Source organism: uncultured Maribacter sp. (assembly GCF_963975365.1).
GTDB lineage: Bacteria > Bacteroidota > Bacteroidia > Flavobacteriales > Flavobacteriaceae > Maribacter.
In genome coordinates, this window is record NZ_CAXBGF010000002.1 from 111,032 (window position 1) to 134,463 (window position 23,432).

The window sequence follows — 23,432 nt, forward strand, 5'->3', positions numbered from 1 at the left end:
GGTAAATTTTCATTTTGTAGTATATTGTATTGTTTACGAAGATGCTATGAAAAATAATTGGAATATATCATTACCAAAGATTTTGGCTATGCCATTAACTTTCATGGTATTTTTCATTACTTTTTCGCAAATTAATGCTCAAGACTGCCCTGCGCTTTTAAGTCCATTAAATGGTTCCGATTTAGTACCATTGAATTCGACTATTCGATGGGAACCAGTAACTGGTGTACCTGGGTATATTTTATCGTTAGGAACAACAGAAGGCGGAACCGATATTCTGAACCAACAAAATTTAGGGGCATCAAACAGCTATATTCCCTCAACAGGTTTACCAGAGAACACAGAAATATTTGTAACGATTACGCTGTTCTTTTTTAATCAACCTAATATTGTTTGCGAAAGTCAAAGTTTCACAACAGCCGTACTCAGTGAAACTCCAGCATGTACCACATTCAATATTCCAAAAGAAAATGCTTTAGATGTTAATACAGCAACAAATATTACATGGAACGCATCTGTGAGTGCTACTGGTTATTTACTGACCATTGGCACATCAATGAATGGAGGTGAAATAGTCGATAATCTTGACGTCGGAAATACCTTAAGCTATAATCCGACGACAGATTTAACTGAGGAAACGACCTTCTATATTTCCGTAATACCGTATAATAGATTAGGAATATCTATTGGTTGTGTTTCCTCTATATTTACTACCGCGCCAAAGGCAGATTTACCTTTCTGTACTACAATGATTACACCATTCGATGGCGAAACCAATGTTCCCTTAAGTCCGGTTTTAGAATGGAACGAAGTACCTAATGCAATGGGCTATAGAGTTACCATTGGTACATCACCTTTTGAGTCCAACATATTAGAGGATGCGATATTCTTTAAAACATCAACATTAGTAATTGATTTTGAACCTAACCGCTCCTTTTTCATAACCATAATTCCGTTTAACGATGCGGGTGATGCTATAGGTTGTGCACAAGAGACCTTTTCTACATTACTTGGTTGTGGTCCATATTTCGACCCTTTAACTGGTGAATTACAAGTCCTAAATCCCGAAATATCTTTCCCTGATACTGTCACCATTTGTCTAGGTAGTGAATCAAATATAATTTCTGCAACCGACCAAGCTGATGGTTATAGGTGGTTTAAGGTTGACGGTAAAGGAAATGAAACATTACTATCGTCATCGGAAGAAGTATCTATTTCAGAAGTAGGTGATTATGTTTACGAAGTATATACCGTATTCGAAGACTCAGGCAGTTCGTTTGAATGTTCTTCCTCAAAATATTTCACGGTTGAAGCCTCGCAAGCACCTGTCATTAAAAATATATTGGTTACCAATCAGTTCAACACAAGTAATTATGAAGTGTTGACCACCGAATCTGGAAATTATGAATATGCGCTAGACGATGAAAATGGGCCATATCAAGATAGTAACAGATTTAACGGAATACCTATTAAAAATCATACCGTTTATGTTCGTGATAAAGGAGGATGCGGCATTGTGAATCAACTTATTGAACAAGATTTGACCGTTGATGGATTTCCTGATTTTTTCACACCTAATGGTGATGGTATAAATGACTATTGGCAATTTATTCCACCTATAGCAACCGGTGAAAACAATTTATTGAACATATGGATTTTTGATAAATTTGGAGTGCTTTTAGCTCAGATAGCACCAAATTCAGTTGGCTGGAACGGTAATTTTAATGGAAGAGCACTACCAGAATCCAATTATTGGTTTAAGGCAATTTCAAATAATAATAAAATAATTAAAGGTCATTTTAGCTTAAAAAGGTGAACCCATGGGCAAAAAAAGAATCATATTATTTTTATGCTTTTGTATTGGGCTCTATTCTTCTTTATGTTATACCCAACAATGCCCAACAATGACATCTCCAATAGATGGCGACATTAATGTGCCCGTAGACAACTTAATTCAGTGGACCGCAGTTGATGGTGTTATTGGATATTTGATTTCATTAGGCACAACTCCTGGTGGTGGAGAGATTATTAATAGACGTTCCTCTGGATTAAACAATTTTTACCAACCCACTGTTGGTTTACCTGAAGACACCATAATTTATGTGACTATCAGTCTATTTTTACCCGACGCACCAATTAAGGTTTGTCCTCTCAAAATTTTCACTACCGTCAAAATAACCGACCCACCCGTTTGCACAACACTTGCCTCACCTCTTAACCAAGAAACAGGAATACGTGTAGACACTAATATTAAATGGAATTATGCACCTGGAGCTACCAATTACCTCATTTCTTTAGGCACTTCACCTAATAATTATGACATTATTGAAAATTTTGAAACCGGTAATATACTTTCATATAAGCCAGAAAATAATCTTGAATTAAACCAATCTGTTTTTGTTAGAGTAATTCCTTTCAATGAAAATGGTGAAGCTTTGTTATGCACTGAAGAATATTTCACCACTGGCGAACCTACGGTGCAATGTAATCCAAATGATTTTCCGATAATTACGATACCGGACAAAGTTTCTTTGTGTTCAAACTTAGAATTTGGCATCTTAAATAATAATCAAATAGCTCGTGGTTATAGGTGGATAAAAATAAATACCGATGGCTCTGAAAATCTTATATCTACCACCCAAGACTTAGAATTTAATGAAACAGGTTATTATCGTGTAGAGTTATATAATATAATTTCAGAATTTGGGGCAAGTATAGAATGCCCTGTTACTAAAAATTTTGAAGTCGTTGACTCAGAATTACCTGAAATAGAAAATGTAATAGTTTCAAGAGAACCCAACGGCCTGCGAATAGAAATTGTAGCTTATGGTAACGGTGAATATGAATACTCGCTGGAAAGTCGTGATAATGGATTTCAGGATAGTGCTATATTCACAAATCTTGAACCTGGCCAACGTACTGTATATGTTCGTGATAAATTCGGATGTGGTGTTACCCAACGTCTTGTAGAAAAAGAAATTTCCATTGAGGATTTCCCTCTTTTTTTTACACCTAACGGTGATGGCATAAATGATTTCTGGCAGCTAAAGAATGAAACAAATAGTAGGGAACTTAATATTGAGTTTATTTTTATATTCGATAGATACGGAAATTTACTTGCGCAACTAGACCCTAAAACCAAAGGTTGGAACGGAAATTTCAATGGTAGAGAATTACCTGAAACCGATTATTGGTTTAAAGCAGTGTCATTTTCCAAAAAAGTAATTAAAGGTCATTTTAACTTAAAACGCTAAATTAAAAATTTGATAAAAATGAATTTAAAAGAAATGTTTCTAGTTCTGAAGTACTTGGGCATTTTTTTGATGTGTTCATTTTTATCAGCTCAAGACTGTCCAACATTTAGCTATCCAATTAATGGAGCTACCGACGTATCCTTAGACGCTACGTTAACTTGGCCTGAAGTTTTAGGTTATAATGGGTATTTATTGTCTATTGGCACAACACTTATGGGAAATGACATACTTGATAGAAAACCTGTCGGTATCGACATATCTTATACTCCACCATTAGGATTTCCCGACAATACGAGGCTTTATGTGACTTTAAGCTTAGTACCTTTTGACGGCCCACCTATTGCATGTCAAGAAATTTCCTTTACTACAATCCAAACAACTTCTGCACCATCTTGCTCTATTTTGATAGCGCCGGACAATAATGCTAGTAGTGTTACTATAATAACCGATTTAGAATGGACTTATGCTCCCGGCGCCAACGGCTATACCCTATCTATGGGTACCACACCAAATGGAACTGACCTTGTCGATAATTTAGATGTACAGAATGTATTAAGTTACAACCCACCAGAAGACTTACCGCAAAACTCTTCAATTTATGTGCGCATTGTTCCCTATAACGATATCGGCACTGCGATGTCTTGTCCCGAAGAAGTCTTTACCACAAGTTTTGCGTTATACGTTTGTGACCCCTATGTTAATGAGAATACAGGCGAGCTAGTGTACCGTGCTCCAAATGTCAACCTACCTAACATCGTAGGAATTTGTAGTGATGAATTGCCTTATACCATTACTACAGATGATGATGCAGACGGCTTTAGATGGTATCTAACGAATAGTGGTAGTGAAGAATCTTTAATTTCACAATCACGAAGTGTAGACATTTCCATACCTGGTAGATATCGATTTGAAGCCTATAATACGATTACCACCGATAATGGTATTATCGAATGTAGCAGTTCTAAGCTTATTGATATTGTAGCATCCGAAGCAGCTACTATTACAGCAATAGATGTTGTGAACTTCGCTAATGGCAAAACAATTACCATTTCTGCCATAGGCGATGGTCAATACGAATATGCTTTAGACAACCGAGACGGCCCTTATCAAGATATTCCAATTTTCAACAATATTCCATATGGTCCACATATTGCATATGTACGCGATAAAAATGGCTGTGGAATTACGGAAAGATCGGTAGATAGGGATATCATACTCAATGATTTTCCCACATTTTTCACCCCCAACGGAGATGGCATCAATGATTATTGGCAATTTGTTCCTCCGATAGAAAATTTTGAATCTGTAATAGATATAATTTTTATATTCAACCAGTTTGGGGGACTACTAAAACAAATTAATCCAAATGATAAAGGTTGGGATGGAACTTTCAACAATAAGGCTTTACCAGAGTCGGATTACTGGTTTAGGGCAAGTTTTCTTAATAAACAAGAAATTATCGGTCATTTTTCTTTAAAAAGGTGATAGAAATCGTACGGGCTTACGTCTAATATAAAATTCGTCTTTCGTATTTTTATACTACGTATCAGCATGATGGATATTTAATTAGTTTCTACATACAAATACAGATGCAAGATGAATTTTAAGCAATTCGGTTTAGACTTCACAAAAGAGAATTACCATACATGAAATTTAAAGTAGTATCAGAATTTAAGCCGACAGGAGATCAACCAAATGCCATTAAAGAATTGGTTAATGGACTAAATGAAAATGAAAAATATCAAACCTTATTAGGGGTAACAGGCTCCGGAAAAACATTTACGGTAGCTAATGTTATAGAAGAAGTTCAAAAACCCACATTAATATTAGCCCATAACAAGACCTTAGCTGCTCAACTTTACTCTGAGTTTAAACAGTTTTTTCCAAATAATGCGGTTGAATATTTTGTTTCATACTACGATTATTATCAACCAGAAGCATTTATACCCACTAGCGGTGTATACATTGAAAAGGATCTTTCTATTAATGAGGATATAGAAAAATTACGACTAAGCACGACTTCCTCCCTACTTTCGGGCAGAAGAGATGTAATTGTTATTGCCTCGGTCTCTTGCCTGTATGGTATTGGTAACCCAGTGGAATTTCAAAAAAATGTCATCTCCATTAAAAAAGACCAGGTTATTGCCAGAACCAAGCTAATGCATCAATTGGTACAATCGCTTTATTCAAGAACTATGGCTGAGTTTAAGAATGGAAACTTTCGCGTAAAAGGAGACGTTGTAGATGTCTTTCCTAGTTATGCCGACCATGCCTACAGAATTCATTTTTTCGGTGATGAAATAGAAGAAATAGAAGCTTTCGACCCGTTTAATAATAGTATTATAGAAGTTTACGAGACACTTACTATTTACCCGGCCAATATGTTCGTTACCTCTAAAGATGTCTTACAAAATGCGATACATAGCATTCAAGACGATTTAGTTAAACAAATCAACTACTTCAAAGATATAGCCAAACCTTTAGAAGCAAAACGTTTAGAGGAGCGTACAAATTTCGATTTAGAAATGATACGTGAACTTGGTTATTGTTCTGGTATCGAAAATTACTCTAGATACTTAGATGGTCGTGAACCTGGCACAAGACCTTTCTGTCTTTTAGATTATTTTCCCGATGACTATTTAATGGTTATTGATGAAAGTCATGTGACCATACCACAAGTGCACGCGATGTATGGCGGTGACCGATCTCGAAAAGTAAATTTAGTTGACTATGGGTTTCGTTTGCCTGCTGCAATGGATAATCGACCCCTTAAATTTGAGGAGTTTGAAATGCTACAAAATCAGGTTTTATTTGTTAGTGCAACACCTGCAGATTACGAATTACAGCTAAGTCAAGGTGTATATATCGAACAAGTAATTAGACCAACTGGCTTGTTAGACCCCATTATAGAAATAAGACCAAGTCTAAATCAAATTGATGATTTGGTAGAGGAAATTCATCAGCGGGTTGAAAAAGATGAGCGAACTTTAGTTACAACATTGACTAAAAGAATGGCCGAAGAATTGGCAAAATACCTGGATAGAATTAACGTAAGATGTAGATATATTCATAGCGATGTAGACACTTTAGAACGCGTTGAGATCATGCAAGATTTACGAAAAGGAATCTTCGATGTGCTTATTGGAGTGAATTTATTACGTGAAGGATTAGACCTACCAGAGGTATCTTTAGTCGCAATTTTAGATGCCGATAAGGAAGGTTTTTTACGTAGCAATAGATCACTTACCCAGACCGTAGGTAGAGCTGCCAGACATCTAAATGGCAAAGCAATTATGTATGCAGATAAGATAACGAACAGCATGCAAAAAACGATTGACGAAACAAATTATAGACGTGAAAAACAGATAAAATATAACACCGATAATAATCAAATTCCGAAAGCTTTAAACAAAAGTTTGGACAATGTTTTATCCAAGAATTCAGTTTCAACTTATCACTTTATTAAAGAGGAATTACGTGCCGCTGAACCTGAGTTGGAATACATGACCAAAGAGCAAGTTGAGAAGATGATAAAGGAAAAAAGAAAAGCAATGGAAAAGGCTGCAAAAGAGCTCGATTTTATGCAAGCTGCGAAGTTGAGAGATGAAATAAAGTCGTTGCAAGAACAAGAATAAGTCCGATAACAACGAAAATTTCCTATTTCTAAAAAATATAAATTAAAATTTTAATTAGAAATATACAACCAATTGAAAAAAAAGCATTTTACACACAATTTTTAGACGAAACTAAATTGATTTATATCTATACAAAATGAAAAAATGGAAAGTTTTAATAGTATTCTTCATATATGTTTTAAGCAGCTATAGTAGTCAATGTCAAAACTTAAAAAGCGAGGAATTAAAATCACTAACTGATAAAGGATTCAATGTAGCTATTACGAATTTACATCATTTTTTGAAACTACAAAATGACGGTAATTTCCCGGAACAAATCAACAAAAATAAACAATGGTGCGACAGTGTTTTTAGAACTTTAGATTTCAAAACGCAGACCATAAAAACCGAAGGTGCTCCTCTACTCTTTGCTGAAAAAATATATAAAAAAAACTACAGGAACATTCTCTTTTATTTACAGATTGATGGGCAACCCGTTGATAGTTCCGCTTGGTCACAACCCAACCCATTTGAACCCGTTATTAAAGTATATGAAAATGGAATTTGGAGTCCAGTAGAAATTGAAACGAACCAAAATATTTATGATGATGACTGGCGAATTTTCGCACGATCTGCATCCGATTCAAAAGGTCCGGCAATGTCATTGATTTCCGCATTACAAATTCTTCAAAAGCAAAATATAAATCCGAAATACAACATAAAAGTGATTATGGATTTCCAAGAAGAATTAGGTTCTCCAGATTTACCAAAAGCAGTTTTAGAAAACAGAGATTTGTTGAGTGCTGATATGCTTTTTATTATGGATGGTACAAGACACCTTTCAAATTTACCAACATTAACTTATGGCGCTCGAGGAATAGCAACTGCAACCATAAAAGTGTTCGGACCATCATATGCGCTTCATAGTGGTCAATATGGAAATTATGCGCCAAATCCGGTTTTTGAGGCTGCACGATTAATAAGCAGTTTCAAGGATGACCATGGTATTGTGCAGATACCCGGATTTTATGATGGTGTCGTTTTAACTGACCGTGACAAAAAATTACTATCCACAATACCTGAAAATAATGATAGCCTAAATATAAGACTAGGCATATACAACTCTGAACAAGTTGCGCCTACGTATCAAGAAGCCTTACAGTTTCCTAGCTTCAATATAAGAGGTCTGAAAGCCGCATATACAGGTAAAGAAGTACGCACCTTAATACCTGAAGATGTTATTATCGAAATCGACATGAGATTGGTTCCCGAAACCCCTGCAGAAAGACAATTAGAATTATTACGAAATCATATCTTAAAACAAGGCTTTCATTTAGTTGATTCTGCACCCAATAATGAAGATAGAGCCACTTTCAAGAAACTTGCTTCATTAGAATTCCGAATTGGCTCAAAACCCTTTAGAACAGACATGGACAGCGATATCGGAAAATTTTTAAACACAGCACTAAAAAAAGTTTTTGGAAATAATATTGTTAATATGAGAACCACAGGTGGCTCTCAACCAATGGCCCCTTTTATTCAAACCTTGAACATACCCGCAGTATCTATCAGAATCCCAAACCCGGATAACAACATACATGGGCCTGACGAGAATTTACGGTTAGGGAATTATAGAGAAGGAATTTTATCGTGTTTGACAATTTTAAACGAGTCTTTACCATAAAAAAGTGCTTTGATTACTCAAAGCACTTTAAACAAACAACTTAAACCAACCTAAAAAAAATTTACAATTAAGATAACTCGATTTTTCTTTTTGGCTTTGGCAAAGCCTCTTCCTTCTTAGGAAGATTGAATTTTAAAACCCCATCAATGTAAGTAGCTTCAATTTTATCCGTAGCTACAGTTTCAGGTAGTGTAAAAGCTCTTTTGAAAGATGAAAGCGTAAATTCTCTTCTTGTAAATTTTTCTTTTGATTCTTCCTTCTCTTCCTTAGTTTCAGAAGAAACAGTCAAAACAGAATCATCTATTTCGATACTAAATTCATCTTTACTTCTACCTGGCACAAAAAGTTCCAGTTCAAAATTCCCTTCATTTTCTTTAATATTAACCGCTGGCATAGCAGTTCTTTCATTATGTGTACCACCGAACCAATCCGGCCTAAAGATTTCATTCATTAATGCTGGAAACAACACTTCATTTCTCTTAGTTAAACTCATAATAATATATTTTAAAAAGATTATTTTATTAATTAGTTTGAATAGAACAAACTATATACCAATCCATTTTATATGACACTATGTCTTACTAAGGTATCAATAATATGTCATTTTGTCATTTTACTATGTTTAGAGACTAAAAGTTCCTTGAACCAGCCACTATAAAACTTCAATTTTAATTAGTTTCATAATTAAACTCACTTCATCCATGGATAGACTGACCAACTTCGTACGGTAAATACGCTATAAAACAACCTTCTTTCCAACCATAATTTCAATCGCAGGGTTAGCATTGTATTTTTAATGATTTAATTGAAGCAATTAAATACATCTAGCTATTTAATAGATGTAGCACCTGGCTTGGTAATAGAAATTACCGATACTGCCCAAACTATATTAAGCACTTTAATTGGAGCTTGTTTTCTTTAACGGTTTTTAGCTTTTCGATGGTCATGGTTTTACTAAACCAAGCTTCAAGTAATTTTTTGCCAAAGGTCTTACCAGGTATTATCTCAGATGAAAAACATCAATTTCTATTAGGCCATTACATTGCAAACATGACATAACGTGACGAAAAAATTGATGCACATACTTAAAACACTATCCTATAATGTAAAAAACTCTAGTCAGTTAGAAAAAATTGAAATTGAAATCAATGTATTGTGCGAAGATGCAAAATTGAATATTGAGAATAAAAGAGATTTATCTAAAATTGATACCGGATATATCTCGTGATCTTAGTTATAATACGTCTTAAAAATAGCTATTAACAATTCTGGCGGAACAATTTTATCAGGGTATTTATGCATAATAACTAATACCTGTTGTATTGCACCAGGTGGTAAACCCATTTTCAATCCTATATCATGAATTCTTTTTATTTCAATCATTTCTTGTTTATCATCAATATTCATTAACAACAACAATCTATGAAACTGAACAATTCGTGCAGACAGTGATTTAGGTATTATATGCTCTACATTCTCGGTAAACAAACTATCGAATATTTTTTTACCGACTTCTAATTGTTGCGCAACTGAAAAAAGAAAGTCATATTCCGATCGCTTTATTTCATTGTTGACTTTAGCAAAAGCAATCATTTCTGATAAAATACTAAGTTTTTCTTTCTCTGTTGGCATAAATCAGTAGAATATATTGACATTCTTAATACTAACTTAAAAATTTAAGCATTCGTATATTTCAGAGCTTGTTTCATCTTTATACGTAATCTCTAGTTATTTTTAAAACTCATATTTTCTAAAACTTGATATCATTAAGATAAACTCCTAGCACTGAAACTAGCTTGAATAGTAAATAACAAATAACTTCCCAGTAAAAAAGACATAACACAAACCTATAGGTACATAATTTTATAATAACTTGCAGTGCTTAAATTAGTAGAATGACCAATAACGATATATTTAAAAAATTAAGAGTAGCCTTAAAATTCAGAGATGATGAAATTGTTGAAATACTTCAATTAGTAGATTTTAAAATTTCTAAGAGTGAGTTAGGTGCATTTTTCAGAAATGAAGAGCACCCTAATTATATGGAATGTGGTGACCAAGTGTTACGCAATTTTTTGAACGGATTGGTAATTCACCTTAGAGGAACTAAGGAGAATCCGAAAAACCCGGGTGACGTTCTTTCAGGAAAAACCAAAGTCGCGGCTAAGCCAGCTAAAAAATTTAATGTTAGAGAAGATTTTAAGAGCAAACAGTTAAAAAAAGTAGACAAAGCTATTACCCCTGTAAAATATAAAAACAAGAAAAAATCCTAATACACTTTAGTGTAGCAGGATTTTTTCTGATAACCAATTTTATTAAGTTAAGCTTTTACACGAACCGGAATAGTATAAATTTTACCTTCTTCCACTTCATTTAAATTTACTTTTTGATAGTTTAGCTTATTCTTAACAAAGCTTTCCATTTTTTCAAAATCTGTACTTACAGATAACACAACAATTTCTCCATCGTTATTTAATGTAAAACGAACTTGAGCTGTTAAATCGGTTTGCTCCTCAGAAAAATTATTTTCTGATAACAATGCTGATATCTGTGTGGAAAGACTGGTTGTTGGGTTTTCACCTATTGTATCGTTTGCCAATACATTACCTGTTGCAAGTAGCATTGCAGCTACCACTACTAAACTTAATTTTCTCATGACTTTTTGTTTTTCCTCCAGAAATTCTGAAGATTGATTAATAATTGATTGATGATGAATTATTAAAAAGACGCTTAAAAAATGATATTGTTACTGATTATTTCAACTTTAACATCTTTTTAATGAAATTTTCTCAATTTCTTCTGGTAAAAATAAACATCAAAAGAATAGACAATTCAAGTTTTAAAAGTCTTAACCATTATTTCATTTGGTTAACCTTACCCATTGATTAGCGATGTTTTCAAGTACACTAAATTTAAGTTATACTAACACAAATTACCATATTTAGAAAAGCTAAAGGCATAAAAAAAGACCATTCAAATGAATGGTCTTCAATATATTATTATAACAAACTTGTTTAAGCCAATACAGCTTTAACTTTATCTGCAGCTTCTTGAAACTGAACAGCCGATTGAACAGCTAATCCAGAATTATCAATTATCTCTTTTGCCAATTCTGCATTGGTACCTTGTAATCTTACAATAATCGGCACTTTCATTGAATCGCCCATATTCTTGTATGCATCCACAACACCTTGTGCTACACGGTCACAACGAACGATACCACCAAAAATATTGATAAGAATTGCTTTTACGTTGGGATCTTTTAATATGATTCTAAAAGCTTCTTCAACTCTTTTTGCGTCAGCAGTACCGCCAACATCCAAAAAGTTTGCTGGCTCACCACCTGCCATTTTAATTAAATCCATCGTTGCCATTGCAAGACCTGCTCCGTTAACCATACAGCCAACGTTACCATCTAAATCCACATAATTAAGACCAACTTCTCTCGCTTCAACTTCTATCGGATTTTCTTCTCTTAAATCACGCATTTCTGCATATTGCCTTCTGCGATAAAGTGCGTTATCGTCAATAGATACTTTTGCATCTACCGCCATAATCTTATCATCAGAAGTTTTCAACACAGGGTTAATTTCAAACATACTTGAATCACTTTCAACGTATGCTTTATATAAAGAAGAAACAAATTTGGTCATCTCTTTAAATGCTGCACCAGAAAGACCTAGGTTAAAAGCTATTTTTCTAGTTTGAAAACCTAAAATACCAGTTGCTGGGTCAACTTCTTCAGTGAAAATCAAATGAGGAGTGTGTTCAGCAACCTCTTCAATGTCCATACCACCTTCTGTAGAATACATGATCATATTCTTACCAGTAGCTCTGTTTAAAAGAACGGACATGTAAAATTCTCTAGTTGCACTATCTCCTGGATAGTACACATCCTCAGCAACCAATACTTGGTGAACTTTTTTACCTTTTGCAGAAGTTTGCGGAGTAATAAGGTTCATACCAATAATTTGGCCTGCTATTTCTTCTACCTCTTTAAGGTTTTTAGCCAATTTAACACCACCACCTTTACCACGACCACCTGCGTGTACTTGAGCTTTAATAACATGCCATCCAGTTCCGGTTTCAGCAGTTAATTGCTTTGCAGCCTCAACAGCTTCTTTTGCATTATGGGCAACTATTCCTCTTTGGATGCGCACCCCAAAACTTGCTAATATCTCTTTTCCTTGATATTCGTGAAGGTTCATATATATGGTGATTTTAATTGTTAGGCAAAAATAGGAAACACTAAGTAATAAAATAAAAATACAAGTGATTAATTAGAATAACTCTAAGAATAAACTGCATAAAACCACAAAATTTCTTCAAAGTAATCTAATTTCAAGGCCTAATTATTTTTTTACATTTCCCAATCCTGAAAATCTAAAGGGTCAAAATTTTTGAAATGACCGTTAAGTTCTATGATTTTTCTTGTTCGTTCTACTTCTGATAAAACGGTAATTGTAGCAGTTAAATGTAAGCTTATAAAATTAAGCCTGTCATTTTCTTTAGGGATCTGAAGAAGTTGATATTCTTGCTCGAAAGACAACCCAATTTTATGGGCCAATGTAAAGCTATTGAATGTTTTTACATTCAACTCTTTGTAAGGCACCATCATTATTTTATATAATTGATGTATATCTTTTATAATAGTTTGTTTTTTTTCTAAGGAGGCCTCATAATCGTAATCCAAAAGTTTTACAATTCCACCTGCATATAATTTACCTGGCATACTTTTATCAAAAGCCAACAGCTTAAAAACCTGTCGTGCAACACAAACAACATCCATTTCGCCACTATCATAAGTACTTACCACTTCTACTAGTTGAACCTCAACACCATAATCCATCTTGTTGTTTATAAAAACTGGAATACCAAAAGTGATGGCTTCCTCTCTACAATCGGTTATAAGTTGTTTATATCGTTCTTCAAAAATATGAAGAGGCACGGTTTCTCCTGGGAAAAATACGGACTGCAGTGGAAATAAAGGTATTTTCATAGTCTAAAATTATAAAGGACTTTACAGTAGCCAAAATAAACATAATTCATAATTGTTACAAATATCACATTTTGTTATTTTTATTGTTTTTATGTGATTATTTTTGTTGCTGTCCAATTAGAGAAGTAACTTTGTATAAAATAGTATAGTATGAAAAATGAGGATTTGTTGAAAATAGCAAAAACTTTTGGTGATCCAGTTTATGTCTATGACTCAGAAAAAATAGTTTCACAGTTCAATAGATTGACTAAAGCATTTGGGTCGGTTAAGAAATTACAGCTCAATTATGCGGCCAAAGCCTTATCTAATATAACTATTTTAAGATTAATGAATAGTCTTGGTAGTGGATTAGATACGGTTTCTATACAAGAAGTACAATTAGGATTGTTGGCTGGATTCAAACCAGAATCCATCATTTTTACTCCTAACGGAGTTTCGCTTGAAGAAATTGAAGCAGCATCTAAACTTGGTGTCCGTATCAACATTGACAACTTATCTATATTAGAACAATTTGGCGGCAAACACCCAACGATACCCGTATGTATAAGAATTAATCCGCATGTAATGGCCGGAGGAAATTCTAATATTTCGGTAGGTCATATAGATTCGAAATTCGGAATCAGTATTCATCAAATTCCACATTTGCTTCGCATTGTAGAGTTGACTAAAATGAATATTAATGGTATTCATATGCATACTGGAAGTGATATTTTAGATATCGATGTTTTCCTATATGCGTCTGAAATATTATTCGATACCGCCCGAAATTTTAAAAATCTCGATTTTATCGATTTCGGTAGTGGTTTTAAAGTTCCTTACAAAGAAGGCGATATTGAAACCAACGTTGAAGAGTTGGGTAAAAAATTAAGCACCCGTTTCAATGAGTTTTGCAAAGAATATGGGAAAGATTTGACTTTGGCATTTGAGCCTGGTAAATTTTTGGTAAGTGAAGCCGGCGTTTTTCTAGCTAAGGTAAATGTTGTTAAACAGACTACTTCAACCGTATTTGCAAGTGTAGATTCTGGTTTCAACCATTTAATACGCCCTATGCTTTACGGTGCTACACATACTATTAAGAACATATCTAATCCTGAGGGAAGAGAACGTTATTACTCTGTTGTTGGTTATATATGTGAGACCGATACATTTGCAAGCAACAAGAGAATTAATGAAATAACTGAAGGTGATATTCTCTGCTTTAAAAATGCTGGTGCTTATTGCTTTACAATGGCCAGCAACTACAATTCTAGATTTAGACCACCAGAGGTTCTTTGGCACAAAGGCAAAGCAATTCTTATTCGCGAAAGAGAAACTTTTGATGATTTAATACGTAATCAAGTGGATATTAAAGATTTGTTCGCTGTTAAAGAAATTGCTAAAGTGAAATAAAGAACGTAAAAATGCGTTAGTTTTGGTATTGCTATTGGACTAATATCTCAAAAATCATATGAAATCGAACGCTCTTTATATTTCAAAAACGGTTTTATTCATTGCCTTTATACTTATCTCGAGCATTACTTTTGCTCAAGAGGTGAATTGGCTTTCTTGGAATGAAGCTGCAGAATTAGCTGCAACCGATAAAAATCCTAAAAAAGTATTCATAGATGTCTATACCGATTGGTGCGGATGGTGTAAGAAAATGGACAAAGACACCTTTCAAAACCCTGAAGTTGCCGCTTATATGGCAGAAAACTATTACATGGTTAAGCTAGATGGAGAAGGCAAAGAACCTATTGAATACAAAGGAAAGATTTATAAATTTGTACCCTCAGGAAGAAAAGGATATCATGAATTTGCCGCTGCCTTAATGCAAGGTCGTTTAAGTTACCCAACAACGATTTTTTTGGATGAAGAACTAAATATGTTGTCACCAGTACCTGGTTATCAAAAACCAAAGCCGTTTTTAGAAATAGCCCGTTATTTTGGTGATAATATTTATAAGGAGAAAAAATGGGACGCCTATGTTAGTAAGACAGGCAAATAAAATACCAAATCAACAAATAAAAAAAGAGGTCTAAAAGACCTCTTTTTTTATGCATTATATTTTTTCTATCTACTATAATTCGGACTTTCCTTGGTGATAGTAACATCATGTGGATGACTCTCATTAATACCACTTGCAGTAATTTTTACAAATCTACCTGTATCTTGTAAAGTAGCTATATCCTTCGCACCACAGTAACCCATACCAGCTCTTAGACCTCCAATAAACTGATGAATACTTTCAAATAAATCTCCTTTATATGGTACACGACCTACGATACCTTCTGGAACCAACTTTTTAATATCATCTTCAACATCTTGAAAATAACGATCTTTACTACCTTGTTTCATGGCTTCCACAGAACCCATACCTCTGTATGATTTAAACTTTCGTCCTTCATAAATGATGGTTTCTCCTGGAGATTCTTTTGTACCCGCTAAAAGCGATCCCAACATAACGGTATCTGCACCAGCTGCTATAGCTTTAGGAATATCACCAGTATATCTTATTCCACCATCTGCAATAACAGGTACACCAGAGCCTTTAATTGCGGCTGCAACTTCTAACACGGCAGAGAATTGTGGAAAACCAACACCCGCAACTACACGAGTCGTACAAATTGAGCCTGGCCCAATACCAACCTTAACCGCATCTGCACCAGCTTCTACCAAATATTTGGCAGCTTCACCTGTTGCAATATTACCTACAATAACATCTAAATTCGGAAACTTATTTTTTACCGCTTTTAAAACAGCTACTACGCCTTTTGTATGACCATGGGCAGTGTCGATAACAACTGCATCTACACCTGCATTAACTAAAGCTTCAGCTCTTTCTACGGCATCGGCAGTAACACCTATGGCGGCAGCAACACGTAATCTTCCGTATTGATCTTTATTGGCACTTGGCTTTTGGGTTAATTTGGTAATATCTCTAAAAGTTATTAGTCCTACCAAAGTATTATCCTTTGTTACAACTGGAAGTTTTTCGATTTTATGTTGTTGAAGTATATCTTCAGCCTCTGATAATGAAGTACCCTCTTCTGCAGTAACTAAATTTTCTGAAGTCATCACTTCAGCTATTGGGCGTTCATTATTTTTCTCGAAACGTAAATCTCTATTGGTAACAATACCTAATAATTTTCCTGCATCATCTACAATCGGAATACCACCAATACTATACTCTTTCATATTGGCCTTTGCATCTTTCACTTTAGAATGTAAAGGTAAAGTCACAGGATCTAAAATCATTCCACTTTCAGCTCTTTTCACCTTTCTTACCTTCATAGCTTGCTGCTCAATGGTCATGTTCTTATGTAGAACACCAATACCACCTTCTTGAGCCATAGCAATAGCCATTCTAGATTCCGTAACCGTATCCATAGCTGCAGATATGATAGGAACGTTAATGGTTATATTTCTGGTGAATTTGGTCTGAATGTTTACATCTCTTGGAAGTACATCAGAATAGGCAGGTACTAATAATACGTCGTCGTATGTTAGACCTTCTCCTAGAATTTTATTTTGGTGGGCTTGCATAGCAATTAAGGATTTAATTGCGTGCAAAGATACTCTTTTTTTACTTAGTCAAATGAATACGGTTCATCAAGATCATACACTTATCAAGTGTTAAAATTTCAGTCCTAATCTTTTGATTTTAAAGTATTAATAACACACTATTTTTATTTATTCTAAATAAGCTTTGCAAATAACAAAGAAGGGTATTACATTTGCGCAAAAGAACACTATTTTAAGTAAGTCTAAATAAGTATAAATAAAATGAAAACCTCAATATTCCTTTTTACATTCCTATTAACTCTAGCTGTATTTGCTCAGAAACCAGCATCTACAAGCATGGATTCAATACATTTAAACGAAGTAACACTTAAAGCCAATTCTATTTTAGGGAGTAAGTTTGAAGCCAAGAACAGAACAGGTTCAGCCTATTACATTTCACCAAAAGAAATTAAGAAGTTTAATTATACAGACATAAACCGAACCCTTAGAAGTGTTCCTGGAGTAAATGTTTACGAAGAGGATGGTTTTGGACTTAGACCAAACATTAGCCTTAGAGGTACTTCTCCAGAGCGTAGCTCAAAGATTACCTTAATGGAGGATGGGGTATTAATTGCTCCAGCTCCTTACAGCTCACCATCAGCCTACTATTTCCCAACAATTGCTAGAATGCAAGCAGTAGAAATATTAAAAGGTAGTAGTCAAGTACAATACGGCCCATACACTACTGGTGGTGCCATTAATATGATTTCGACTGAGGTGCCAGACAGTTTTGGCATCTTTCTAAACTCTAGCTACGGTAGTTTTAACAGTGGTCGTTTACATACCCAATTGGGAGATAGTAAAAAGAATTTTGGATATTCTATAGAATACCTCAACTACAATTCTAACGGATTCAAAGAATTGGATAATGGTGAAAATACCGGATTTGATAAAAACGACTTGGTCGCTAAATTCAAAGTAAACACAAATCCTGAAGCTAAAATTGGTCAGGCCTTTGAATTTAAATTTCAATATTCTGATGAAATTTCCAATGAAACCTATTTAGGTCTTACCGAAGCTGATTTTTCCGCTACCCCCTTCCGTCGTTATGCAGGTTCGCAGGAAGATCAGATGAATACGAAACATCTACAATTTATGGGCACACATACCATGGCCTTTAGCTCAAATGTTAGAATCACTACAACTGCCTATTTAAATAATTTTAATCGTAACTGGTTCAAAGTAGATTATTTGACTGTAAACGGTCAACGTGAGAGTATTACTAACATTATTCAAAATCCCGAAGAGCTTTCAAGTTACTACGATATTGTTAGCGGAAATTCGAATACAGAAGCAAATGATGTCATTGCAGTAAAAGCAAATAATAGAGAATACCTTGCTACAGGAATCCAGACCAAATTGAATTACAGATGGAATACTGACAATACAGTTCACGATATAGAAGTTGGTTTACGCTACCACTATGACGAAGAAGACCGCTTTCAATGGGTTGACGACTATAGCCTTAACAACGGAACCATGGCAGTAGTAACGGCAAGACAAAGAGGTACTGATGCTAATAGAATAAGTGATGCCAGAGCTTTTTCTTCTTACGCGTTATACAAACTAAAATACAAAGAACTAACCTTGACCCCAGGCCTTCGTTATGAGAATATCAATTTAGGACAGACAAATTACGGTAGTAATGACCCAAAAAGAACAGGTGTCAATCTTTCGGAACGGGAGAACCAAGTAAATGTAATTATCCCAGGGATGGGGTTTAACTACAACTTTCAAAATATTTCTTTGTTTGGAGGCATCCACAAAGGATTCTCTCCGCCAAGTAATCAAGTGGGTGAAAAACCAGAAGAGAGCGTTAATTATGAGCTAGGCACTCGCTTTTCTTATGCAGGCTTTTCAGGAGAATTTGTTGGGTTCTATAATGACTACAGTAATCTTTTAGGAAGTGACTTGGCTGCAACAGGTGGTACAGGTTCCTTAGACCAATTTAATGCCGGTGAGGTTAAAGTACAGGGAATAGAATTCTTATTGAACTATAACCCCTTAATCAACTCAGATACCTTCGCATTACCTATTACAATTGGATATACCCTTACAGATACAGAGTTCTTAAATAGTTTTGGCAGTAGTAATAGCGTTTGGGGTGAAGTCAATATTGGTGATGAACTGCCTTACCTATCCAAACACCAGTTTAACGCATCCATTAGTTTAGAACATGAAAAATTTGAAGTAAACTTTAGTGGCCGTTATAACGGCGCCTTTAGAACAAAAGCAGGTGTAGGTGCTATTCCTGACAATGAGCTTGTTGCATCAAACATCGTATTGGATTTAGGCACAAAGTATCGTTATAACCAAAATATTACAATAACGATAAATGCAATGAATCTGTTAGATGAGACCTACGCGGTAGCGCGTGTACCTGCAGGACTAAGACCTGGAATTCCTTTTGGTCTTTTTGGTGGAATAGAATTAAGGTACTAATAACCCGTTTATATAAAAAAGCCTTGTCATGTACAAGGCTTTTTTTTGCTTCTTGGATTCAATATTAATGATAAGCCGAAAATAATTCTGTCGCTTTATTGTAAGCCGCTTCAAAAACCATCCAGTTCACTCCCGTGTCTGCCTTTTGAGCTGTAAAATAGGAAAGCATTTTTTCGGTGGGCATATTTCCAGTTAACTCATCTTTGGCCATTGGGCAACCTCCAAAACCTTGAACGGCACCATCGAACCTACGGCAACCTGCTTGGTAAGCTGCATCCACCTTTTCATGCCACTTCGTGGGTGTAGTATGCAAATGGGCACCAAATTCGATATTCGGGTATTTTGGAATAAGGTTGGAAAACAAATAATTTATAGTTTCGGAATCAGAGGTACCAACAGTATCCGAGAGGGACAAAATTTTCGCACCCATTTTTGATAACTTCTCAGTCCACTCCCCTACTATTTCAACATTCCAAGGATCACCGTATGGGTTACCGAATCCCATCGATATATAAGTCACCACCTCTTTATTTGCAGCATCTGCCAAATTAAAAATCTCTTGTAACGTTTCTACAGATTGCGCTATGGTCTTGTGGGTATTCCGCATTTGAAAATTTTCTGAAATAGAAAAAGGAAATCCCAAATACTCTATTTCTGGATGTGAAACCGCATCCTCGGCACCTCTGACATTCGCAACAATAGCCAGTAATTTTGTCTTAGTTTCCGATAGGTCTAGATTTGACAGAACCTCTGCCGTATCGACCATTTGGGGTATTGCTTTAGGAGATACAAAACTTCCGAAATCTAAAGTATCAAAGCCACAACCCAATAATGATTGTAAATACCTTACTTTTTCATTTGTAGGTATAAAATCCTTTATGCCTTGCATAGCATCTCTAGGGCATTCTACTATTTTAATTTTTGAATCGGACATTATGTAAAAATACAAACTCAAATTAAGTAAGACTTAATTATACAAGAAATAAGCTATCCGAAAAATAAAAAAATAGCTATCCCTAGAAAGACAGTAATTTGAACCCACTTAAGAACAAATCCTGTTTTTTTATTCCCTGTCAAAAACGTTGAAATACTACCTGATAATAAAGCGATACCGCTAAATACTATAGATGAAATCATAATAAAAAGAAGTCCTAAAACATAAAATTGAATAATAGTACTTATACTATCCGAGAATAAGAACCCTGGAAAAAAAGCTAGAAAAAAGATAGTCACCTTAGGGTTTAAAACATTCATTATAAATCCTTGTCGAAATAAACTACTTATACTTTTAACCTGTTTATTTTCAGTTTCAATTGAAATAGAATTTCCTCCTCTATAAACTGAAATTGCCAAATACACCAAGTATACCGCACCAAAAATTTTAATTAAAGTAAATATGGTTGGATTATTTTTTATAACCGCCGAAATCCCAAATGCCAATAAAGTAGTATGTACCAAACAACCTGTCATTAGACCAGCTACTACAGCAAGACCAAATTTGCGACCATTAGTAATACTTTGTATAAGTACAAAAATATTATCGGGCCCTGGTGACAGCGCCAAAGCAAAAGTAGCAATTGAGAACGCTAATAAGATTTCGTAGTTCAAATGAGAAATTAGTTGATTAAGGGCGTAAAGTACAAATTACCATTATTTACACCTATATTTAATATCTTGTTTAAAAATAATAAAATCATGAAAATTAAAGCGCTCGTTTTTCTAATCAGTATTTCATTCATGGCAAATGCTTTTGCCTCATCAAATGAAACTACAAATTCACCAACAATGATCCAGGCAGACAGCCTATTAAGGCATGTAGTTCTTTTTAAGTTTAAAGAAGGAACCACCAAATCACAAATAAAAGAAGTCGAAGATGCTTTTAGCGCTTTACCTTCAAAAATTGAACAAATAAAAGGATATGAATGGGGATTGAACAATAGCCCTGAAGGATTAGAAAAAGGTTTCACACATGCGTTTTTTCTAACTTTTGAAAGCGAAGAAGACCGTGCTACTTATTTACCTCACCCAGACCACAAAGCTTTTGGTGCAGTATTAACTCCATATTTAGATGATGTTTTAGTAATTGATTATTGGACCAATTAATAATTAAAACAACAGTATGTTAGTAAATTTCCCCAGGGCAAGGCCATGGAGTAATTTAAAAGAATAGGTTTTTAAACTTTAAAATTGACAAGCGAGACAAGCCTCGGGGTATTAAACCCTCTTAGAATAAAGATAAAAGCCTTTGTACATTTTAGTTGTACAAAGGCTTTTTTTTTATGGATGCGACTTCCGGTTTGAAAATCACCTATTCTTATTACTTAATAGTATTAATCTTCTTTCAATTATTTTCTTTTTCTAATAGTGCTTTATTAATTTTCTTCACCAATCCTGGCCCTTCATATACAAATCCTGTCCATAATTGAATTAAGTCTGCGCCCGCCTCTAATTTCTCCAAAGCATCTTCTGCAGAATGAATACCACCTACCCCAATAATTGGGAACGATTTGTTACTTTTTTCCGCTAAAAACCTAATTACCTCAGTACTTCTGTTCTTTAATGGCGCACCACTTAGTCCACCAGCTTCTTCTGTTAAAAGCACATGAGATTTTAAATTCCCTCTTGAAATAGTGGTGTTTGTTGCTATAACTCCATCAATCTTGGTCGTATTAACAATTTCAATAATATCAAACAGTTGACTATTGGTAAGATCTGGTGCTATTTTTAATAAAATAGGTTTTCGAATTGTACCGTTTCGTTCGCTTAATTTCAAATTTTCCAATTGCAACTCGCTTAACAAAGCCGTCAGCGGTTCTTTATCTTGTAACTCACGTAAACCAGGTGTGTTAGGAGAACTAACATTAACCACAAAATAATCTACATGGTCAAACAAGGCATCGAAGCATATTAAGTAATCTTTAATCGCCTCGTTATTTGGAGTAACCTTATTCTTACCAATATTCCCACCAATTAGTACCCTATGTTCCTTTTTTAGTTTTTCGGCTGCCTCAAAAACTCCATTATTATTAAAGCCCATGCGGTTAATAATAGCATGATCTGCTTTTAGGCGGAATAATCTTTTCTTTGGATTACCTTCTTGAGGTTTTGGAGTTAGAGTTCCTATTTCTATAAAACCAAATCCGAAATCTGATAATTCGTTATAGAGTACGGCATTCTTATCAAAACCAGCTGCCAACCCTACTGGATTTTTAAATTTAAGACCAAATAATTCACGTTCTAAACGTTTATCCTCTATAAGGAAGATAGATTTAAAAAGACCAGATAATCCAATCTTTGATAAAAATTTAATAGTCGAAAAACTTATGTGGTGAACTCTTTCTGGGTCGAAAAGAAACAAAATAGGTCTAATAAGTAGCCTGTACATTTATATATTTTAGAAGCACAAAAATACAAAAGTGTATTTGAAAAAAGTGTAAAATATGTTATCGGTTTTCGTTACTAATACTATCAGCGTAAACAGTAGGCATAACAATGAATGGAGAACGAGAAGCTTCTTTACACAGATTACGATATAATTCATATTGCTTCGAATTAAACAAAGTCAACATTCTTTTGTCAATCATGGTTTGAACTTTAGTCATACTATCCATCACACTTCTATACTTATCAGCTAATTGCCTAAGCTCTGTAACATTACTTTGCGGATATCGACTCTTTACGTTCTGAAGTTCATTGTTCAATAAATCGTTTCGATATTTCAATTCTGCACTGAAACTCACCAATTTTTCATGTTGATTATCATTTAATTGAAATACTTCAGAAATTATTGAATCATTAGTTAGACCCACACCTAATATACAATCTGCTTGGGCGTGCGTCTTACTTAGAAGTAAAAAGAGACAAAAGACCAACAACAATCTAATTATCTTCATCTTCTT

Annotated in this window: 22 protein-coding genes; 12 read left to right on the forward strand and 10 right to left on the reverse strand. The window is 34.5% G+C overall.

Features of this window, described 5'->3' with window-relative positions; genetic code table 11:
- Nucleotides 1–46: 46 nt before the first annotated feature.
- The 5 genes from AACZ49_RS03505 (at nt 47) to AACZ49_RS03525 (ending at nt 8,552) form a co-directional block, all read left to right on the forward strand.
- Entirely contained in the window at nt 47–1,816 is a 1,770-nt protein-coding gene (locus AACZ49_RS03505) for a T9SS type B sorting domain-containing protein (RefSeq protein ID WP_339651681.1), read from the forward strand.
- A gap of 88 nt (nt 1,817–1,904) precedes the next feature.
- A complete protein-coding gene (locus tag AACZ49_RS03510) occupies nt 1,905–3,254 on the forward strand; it encodes a T9SS type B sorting domain-containing protein (protein WP_339651683.1) in 1,350 nt (449 codons plus the stop codon).
- A gap of 18 nt (nt 3,255–3,272) precedes the next feature.
- Nucleotides 3,273–4,739, forward strand: coding sequence for a T9SS type B sorting domain-containing protein (locus AACZ49_RS03515; RefSeq protein WP_339651686.1), 1,467 nt, complete (start codon nt 3,273–3,275; stop codon nt 4,737–4,739).
- A gap of 161 nt (nt 4,740–4,900) precedes the next feature.
- On the forward strand, nt 4,901–6,889 hold the full coding sequence (gene uvrB, locus AACZ49_RS03520) for an excinuclease ABC subunit UvrB (protein WP_339651689.1): 1,989 nt from the start codon (nt 4,901–4,903) through the stop codon (nt 6,887–6,889).
- 136 nt (nt 6,890–7,025) lie between these two features.
- Nucleotides 7,026–8,552 (forward strand): M20/M25/M40 family metallo-hydrolase, encoded by a 1,527-nt coding sequence (locus AACZ49_RS03525; RefSeq protein WP_339651691.1) that lies wholly within the window; start codon nt 7,026–7,028, stop codon nt 8,550–8,552.
- Between the two features lie 67 nt (nt 8,553–8,619).
- Here AACZ49_RS03525 and AACZ49_RS03530 read toward each other — a convergent pair whose 3' ends face one another.
- Nucleotides 8,620–9,045, reverse strand: a complete 426-nt coding sequence (locus AACZ49_RS03530; RefSeq protein ID WP_339651693.1) for an Hsp20/alpha crystallin family protein — start codon at nt 9,043–9,045, stop codon at nt 8,620–8,622.
- A 452-nt stretch (nt 9,046–9,497) separates the two neighbouring features.
- Here AACZ49_RS03530 and AACZ49_RS03535 point away from each other — a divergent pair, with 452 nt between their 5' ends.
- Complete coding sequence (locus AACZ49_RS03535) at nt 9,498–9,611, forward strand: hypothetical protein (RefSeq protein ID WP_339651695.1); 114 nt, start codon at nt 9,498–9,500, stop codon at nt 9,609–9,611.
- A 1-nt stretch (nt 9,612) separates the two neighbouring features.
- Entirely contained in the window at nt 9,613–9,780 is a 168-nt protein-coding gene (locus AACZ49_RS03540; protein ID WP_339651697.1) for a hypothetical protein, read from the forward strand.
- A 2-nt stretch (nt 9,781–9,782) separates the two neighbouring features.
- Here AACZ49_RS03540 and AACZ49_RS03545 read toward each other — a convergent pair whose 3' ends face one another.
- Entirely contained in the window at nt 9,783–10,184 is a 402-nt protein-coding gene (locus tag AACZ49_RS03545; RefSeq protein WP_339651699.1) for a TerB family tellurite resistance protein, read from the reverse strand.
- Nucleotides 10,185–10,447: 263 nt separating this feature from the next.
- On the opposite strand from AACZ49_RS03545, the gene AACZ49_RS03550 reads away from it, so the two are divergent.
- Nucleotides 10,448–10,825 (forward strand): DUF1456 family protein, encoded by a 378-nt coding sequence (locus AACZ49_RS03550; protein WP_339651702.1) that lies wholly within the window; start codon nt 10,448–10,450, stop codon nt 10,823–10,825.
- A 47-nt stretch (nt 10,826–10,872) separates the two neighbouring features.
- Here AACZ49_RS03550 and AACZ49_RS03555 read toward each other — a convergent pair whose 3' ends face one another.
- The 3 genes from AACZ49_RS03555 to AACZ49_RS03565 all read right to left on the reverse strand — a co-directional run bounded on the left by AACZ49_RS03555 (nt 10,873) and on the right by AACZ49_RS03565 (nt 13,551).
- A complete protein-coding gene (locus tag AACZ49_RS03555) occupies nt 10,873–11,208 on the reverse strand; it encodes a hypothetical protein (RefSeq protein WP_339651704.1) in 336 nt (111 codons plus the stop codon).
- Between the two features lie 358 nt (nt 11,209–11,566).
- Nucleotides 11,567–12,760: an ADP-forming succinate--CoA ligase subunit beta gene (gene sucC, locus AACZ49_RS03560; RefSeq protein ID WP_339651706.1), complete on the reverse strand. Its 1,194-nt coding sequence runs from the start codon at nt 12,758–12,760 to the stop codon at nt 11,567–11,569.
- A 152-nt stretch (nt 12,761–12,912) separates the two neighbouring features.
- Nucleotides 12,913–13,551: an LON peptidase substrate-binding domain-containing protein gene (locus AACZ49_RS03565; protein ID WP_339651708.1), complete on the reverse strand. Its 639-nt coding sequence runs from the start codon at nt 13,549–13,551 to the stop codon at nt 12,913–12,915.
- Between the two features lie 150 nt (nt 13,552–13,701).
- Between AACZ49_RS03565 and lysA the strand changes: the two genes are divergently transcribed.
- Both lysA and AACZ49_RS03575 read left to right on the forward strand, forming a co-directional pair.
- Nucleotides 13,702–14,940, forward strand: a complete 1,239-nt coding sequence (gene lysA, locus AACZ49_RS03570; protein WP_339651709.1) for a diaminopimelate decarboxylase — start codon at nt 13,702–13,704, stop codon at nt 14,938–14,940.
- 58 nt (nt 14,941–14,998) lie between these two features.
- Nucleotides 14,999–15,535, forward strand: coding sequence for a DUF255 domain-containing protein (locus tag AACZ49_RS03575; protein WP_079510874.1), 537 nt, complete (start codon nt 14,999–15,001; stop codon nt 15,533–15,535).
- A gap of 65 nt (nt 15,536–15,600) precedes the next feature.
- Here AACZ49_RS03575 and guaB read toward each other — a convergent pair whose 3' ends face one another.
- Nucleotides 15,601–17,073: an IMP dehydrogenase gene (gene guaB, locus AACZ49_RS03580; RefSeq protein ID WP_079510872.1), complete on the reverse strand. Its 1,473-nt coding sequence runs from the start codon at nt 17,071–17,073 to the stop codon at nt 15,601–15,603.
- A gap of 315 nt (nt 17,074–17,388) precedes the next feature.
- On the opposite strand from guaB, the gene AACZ49_RS03585 reads away from it, so the two are divergent.
- On the forward strand, nt 17,389–19,533 hold the full coding sequence (locus tag AACZ49_RS03585; protein ID WP_339652176.1) for a TonB-dependent receptor: 2,145 nt from the start codon (nt 17,389–17,391) through the stop codon (nt 19,531–19,533).
- 64 nt (nt 19,534–19,597) lie between these two features.
- Here the strand turns inward: AACZ49_RS03585 and AACZ49_RS03590 are convergent, their stop codons facing one another.
- Complete coding sequence (locus tag AACZ49_RS03590; RefSeq protein WP_339651713.1) at nt 19,598–20,467, reverse strand: hydroxymethylglutaryl-CoA lyase; 870 nt, start codon at nt 20,465–20,467, stop codon at nt 19,598–19,600.
- A gap of 53 nt (nt 20,468–20,520) precedes the next feature.
- Entirely contained in the window at nt 20,521–21,141 is a 621-nt protein-coding gene (locus tag AACZ49_RS03595) for a LysE family translocator (RefSeq protein WP_339651715.1), read from the reverse strand.
- A gap of 177 nt (nt 21,142–21,318) precedes the next feature.
- Between AACZ49_RS03595 and AACZ49_RS03600 the strand changes: the two genes are divergently transcribed.
- Complete coding sequence (locus AACZ49_RS03600) at nt 21,319–21,636, forward strand: Dabb family protein (protein WP_339652179.1); 318 nt, start codon at nt 21,319–21,321, stop codon at nt 21,634–21,636.
- A 238-nt stretch (nt 21,637–21,874) separates the two neighbouring features.
- Here AACZ49_RS03600 and AACZ49_RS03605 read toward each other — a convergent pair whose 3' ends face one another.
- Nucleotides 21,875–22,918, reverse strand: coding sequence for a quinone-dependent dihydroorotate dehydrogenase (locus AACZ49_RS03605; RefSeq protein WP_339651718.1), 1,044 nt, complete (start codon nt 22,916–22,918; stop codon nt 21,875–21,877).
- A gap of 58 nt (nt 22,919–22,976) precedes the next feature.
- Nucleotides 22,977–23,426 carry a hypothetical protein gene (locus AACZ49_RS03610; RefSeq protein ID WP_339651720.1) on the reverse strand — a complete coding sequence of 150 codons (450 nt, stop codon included), beginning with the start codon at nt 23,424–23,426 and terminating at the stop codon, nt 22,977–22,979.
- Nucleotides 23,427–23,432: the final 6 nt, after the last annotated feature.

Coding starts and splice junctions, on each gene's coding strand:
- AACZ49_RS03565 (WP_339651708.1), bottom strand. CDS start 13,551: ATGAAAATACCTTTATTTCCACTGCAGTCCGTATTTTTCCCAGGAGAA.
- AACZ49_RS03590 (WP_339651713.1), bottom strand. CDS start 20,467: ATGTCCGATTCAAAAATTAAAATAGTAGAATGCCCTAGAGATGCTATG.
- AACZ49_RS03600 (WP_339652179.1), top strand. CDS start 21,319: ATGATCCAGGCAGACAGCCTATTAAGGCATGTAGTTCTTTTTAAGTTT.
- AACZ49_RS03545 (WP_339651699.1), bottom strand. CDS start 10,184: ATGCCAACAGAGAAAGAAAAACTTAGTATTTTATCAGAAATGATTGCT.
- AACZ49_RS03515 (WP_339651686.1), top strand. CDS start 3,273: ATGAATTTAAAAGAAATGTTTCTAGTTCTGAAGTACTTGGGCATTTTT.
- AACZ49_RS03550 (WP_339651702.1), top strand. CDS start 10,448: ATGACCAATAACGATATATTTAAAAAATTAAGAGTAGCCTTAAAATTC.
- lysA (WP_339651709.1), top strand. CDS start 13,702: ATGAAAAATGAGGATTTGTTGAAAATAGCAAAAACTTTTGGTGATCCA.
- AACZ49_RS03555 (WP_339651704.1), bottom strand. CDS start 11,208: ATGAGAAAATTAAGTTTAGTAGTGGTAGCTGCAATGCTACTTGCAACA.
- AACZ49_RS03510 (WP_339651683.1), top strand. CDS start 1,905: ATGACATCTCCAATAGATGGCGACATTAATGTGCCCGTAGACAACTTA.
- guaB (WP_079510872.1), bottom strand. CDS start 17,073: ATGCAAGCCCACCAAAATAAAATTCTAGGAGAAGGTCTAACATACGAC.
- AACZ49_RS03535 (WP_339651695.1), top strand. CDS start 9,498: ATGGTTTTACTAAACCAAGCTTCAAGTAATTTTTTGCCAAAGGTCTTA.
- AACZ49_RS03525 (WP_339651691.1), top strand. CDS start 7,026: ATGAAAAAATGGAAAGTTTTAATAGTATTCTTCATATATGTTTTAAGC.
- AACZ49_RS03585 (WP_339652176.1), top strand. CDS start 17,389: ATGGATTCAATACATTTAAACGAAGTAACACTTAAAGCCAATTCTATT.
- AACZ49_RS03575 (WP_079510874.1), top strand. CDS start 14,999: ATGAAATCGAACGCTCTTTATATTTCAAAAACGGTTTTATTCATTGCC.
- sucC (WP_339651706.1), bottom strand. CDS start 12,760: ATGAACCTTCACGAATATCAAGGAAAAGAGATATTAGCAAGTTTTGGG.
- AACZ49_RS03610 (WP_339651720.1), bottom strand. CDS start 23,426: ATGAAGATAATTAGATTGTTGTTGGTCTTTTGTCTCTTTTTACTTCTA.
- AACZ49_RS03505 (WP_339651681.1), top strand. CDS start 47: ATGAAAAATAATTGGAATATATCATTACCAAAGATTTTGGCTATGCCA.
- AACZ49_RS03605 (WP_339651718.1), bottom strand. CDS start 22,918: ATGTACAGGCTACTTATTAGACCTATTTTGTTTCTTTTCGACCCAGAA.
- uvrB (WP_339651689.1), top strand. CDS start 4,901: ATGAAATTTAAAGTAGTATCAGAATTTAAGCCGACAGGAGATCAACCA.
- AACZ49_RS03530 (WP_339651693.1), bottom strand. CDS start 9,045: ATGAGTTTAACTAAGAGAAATGAAGTGTTGTTTCCAGCATTAATGAAT.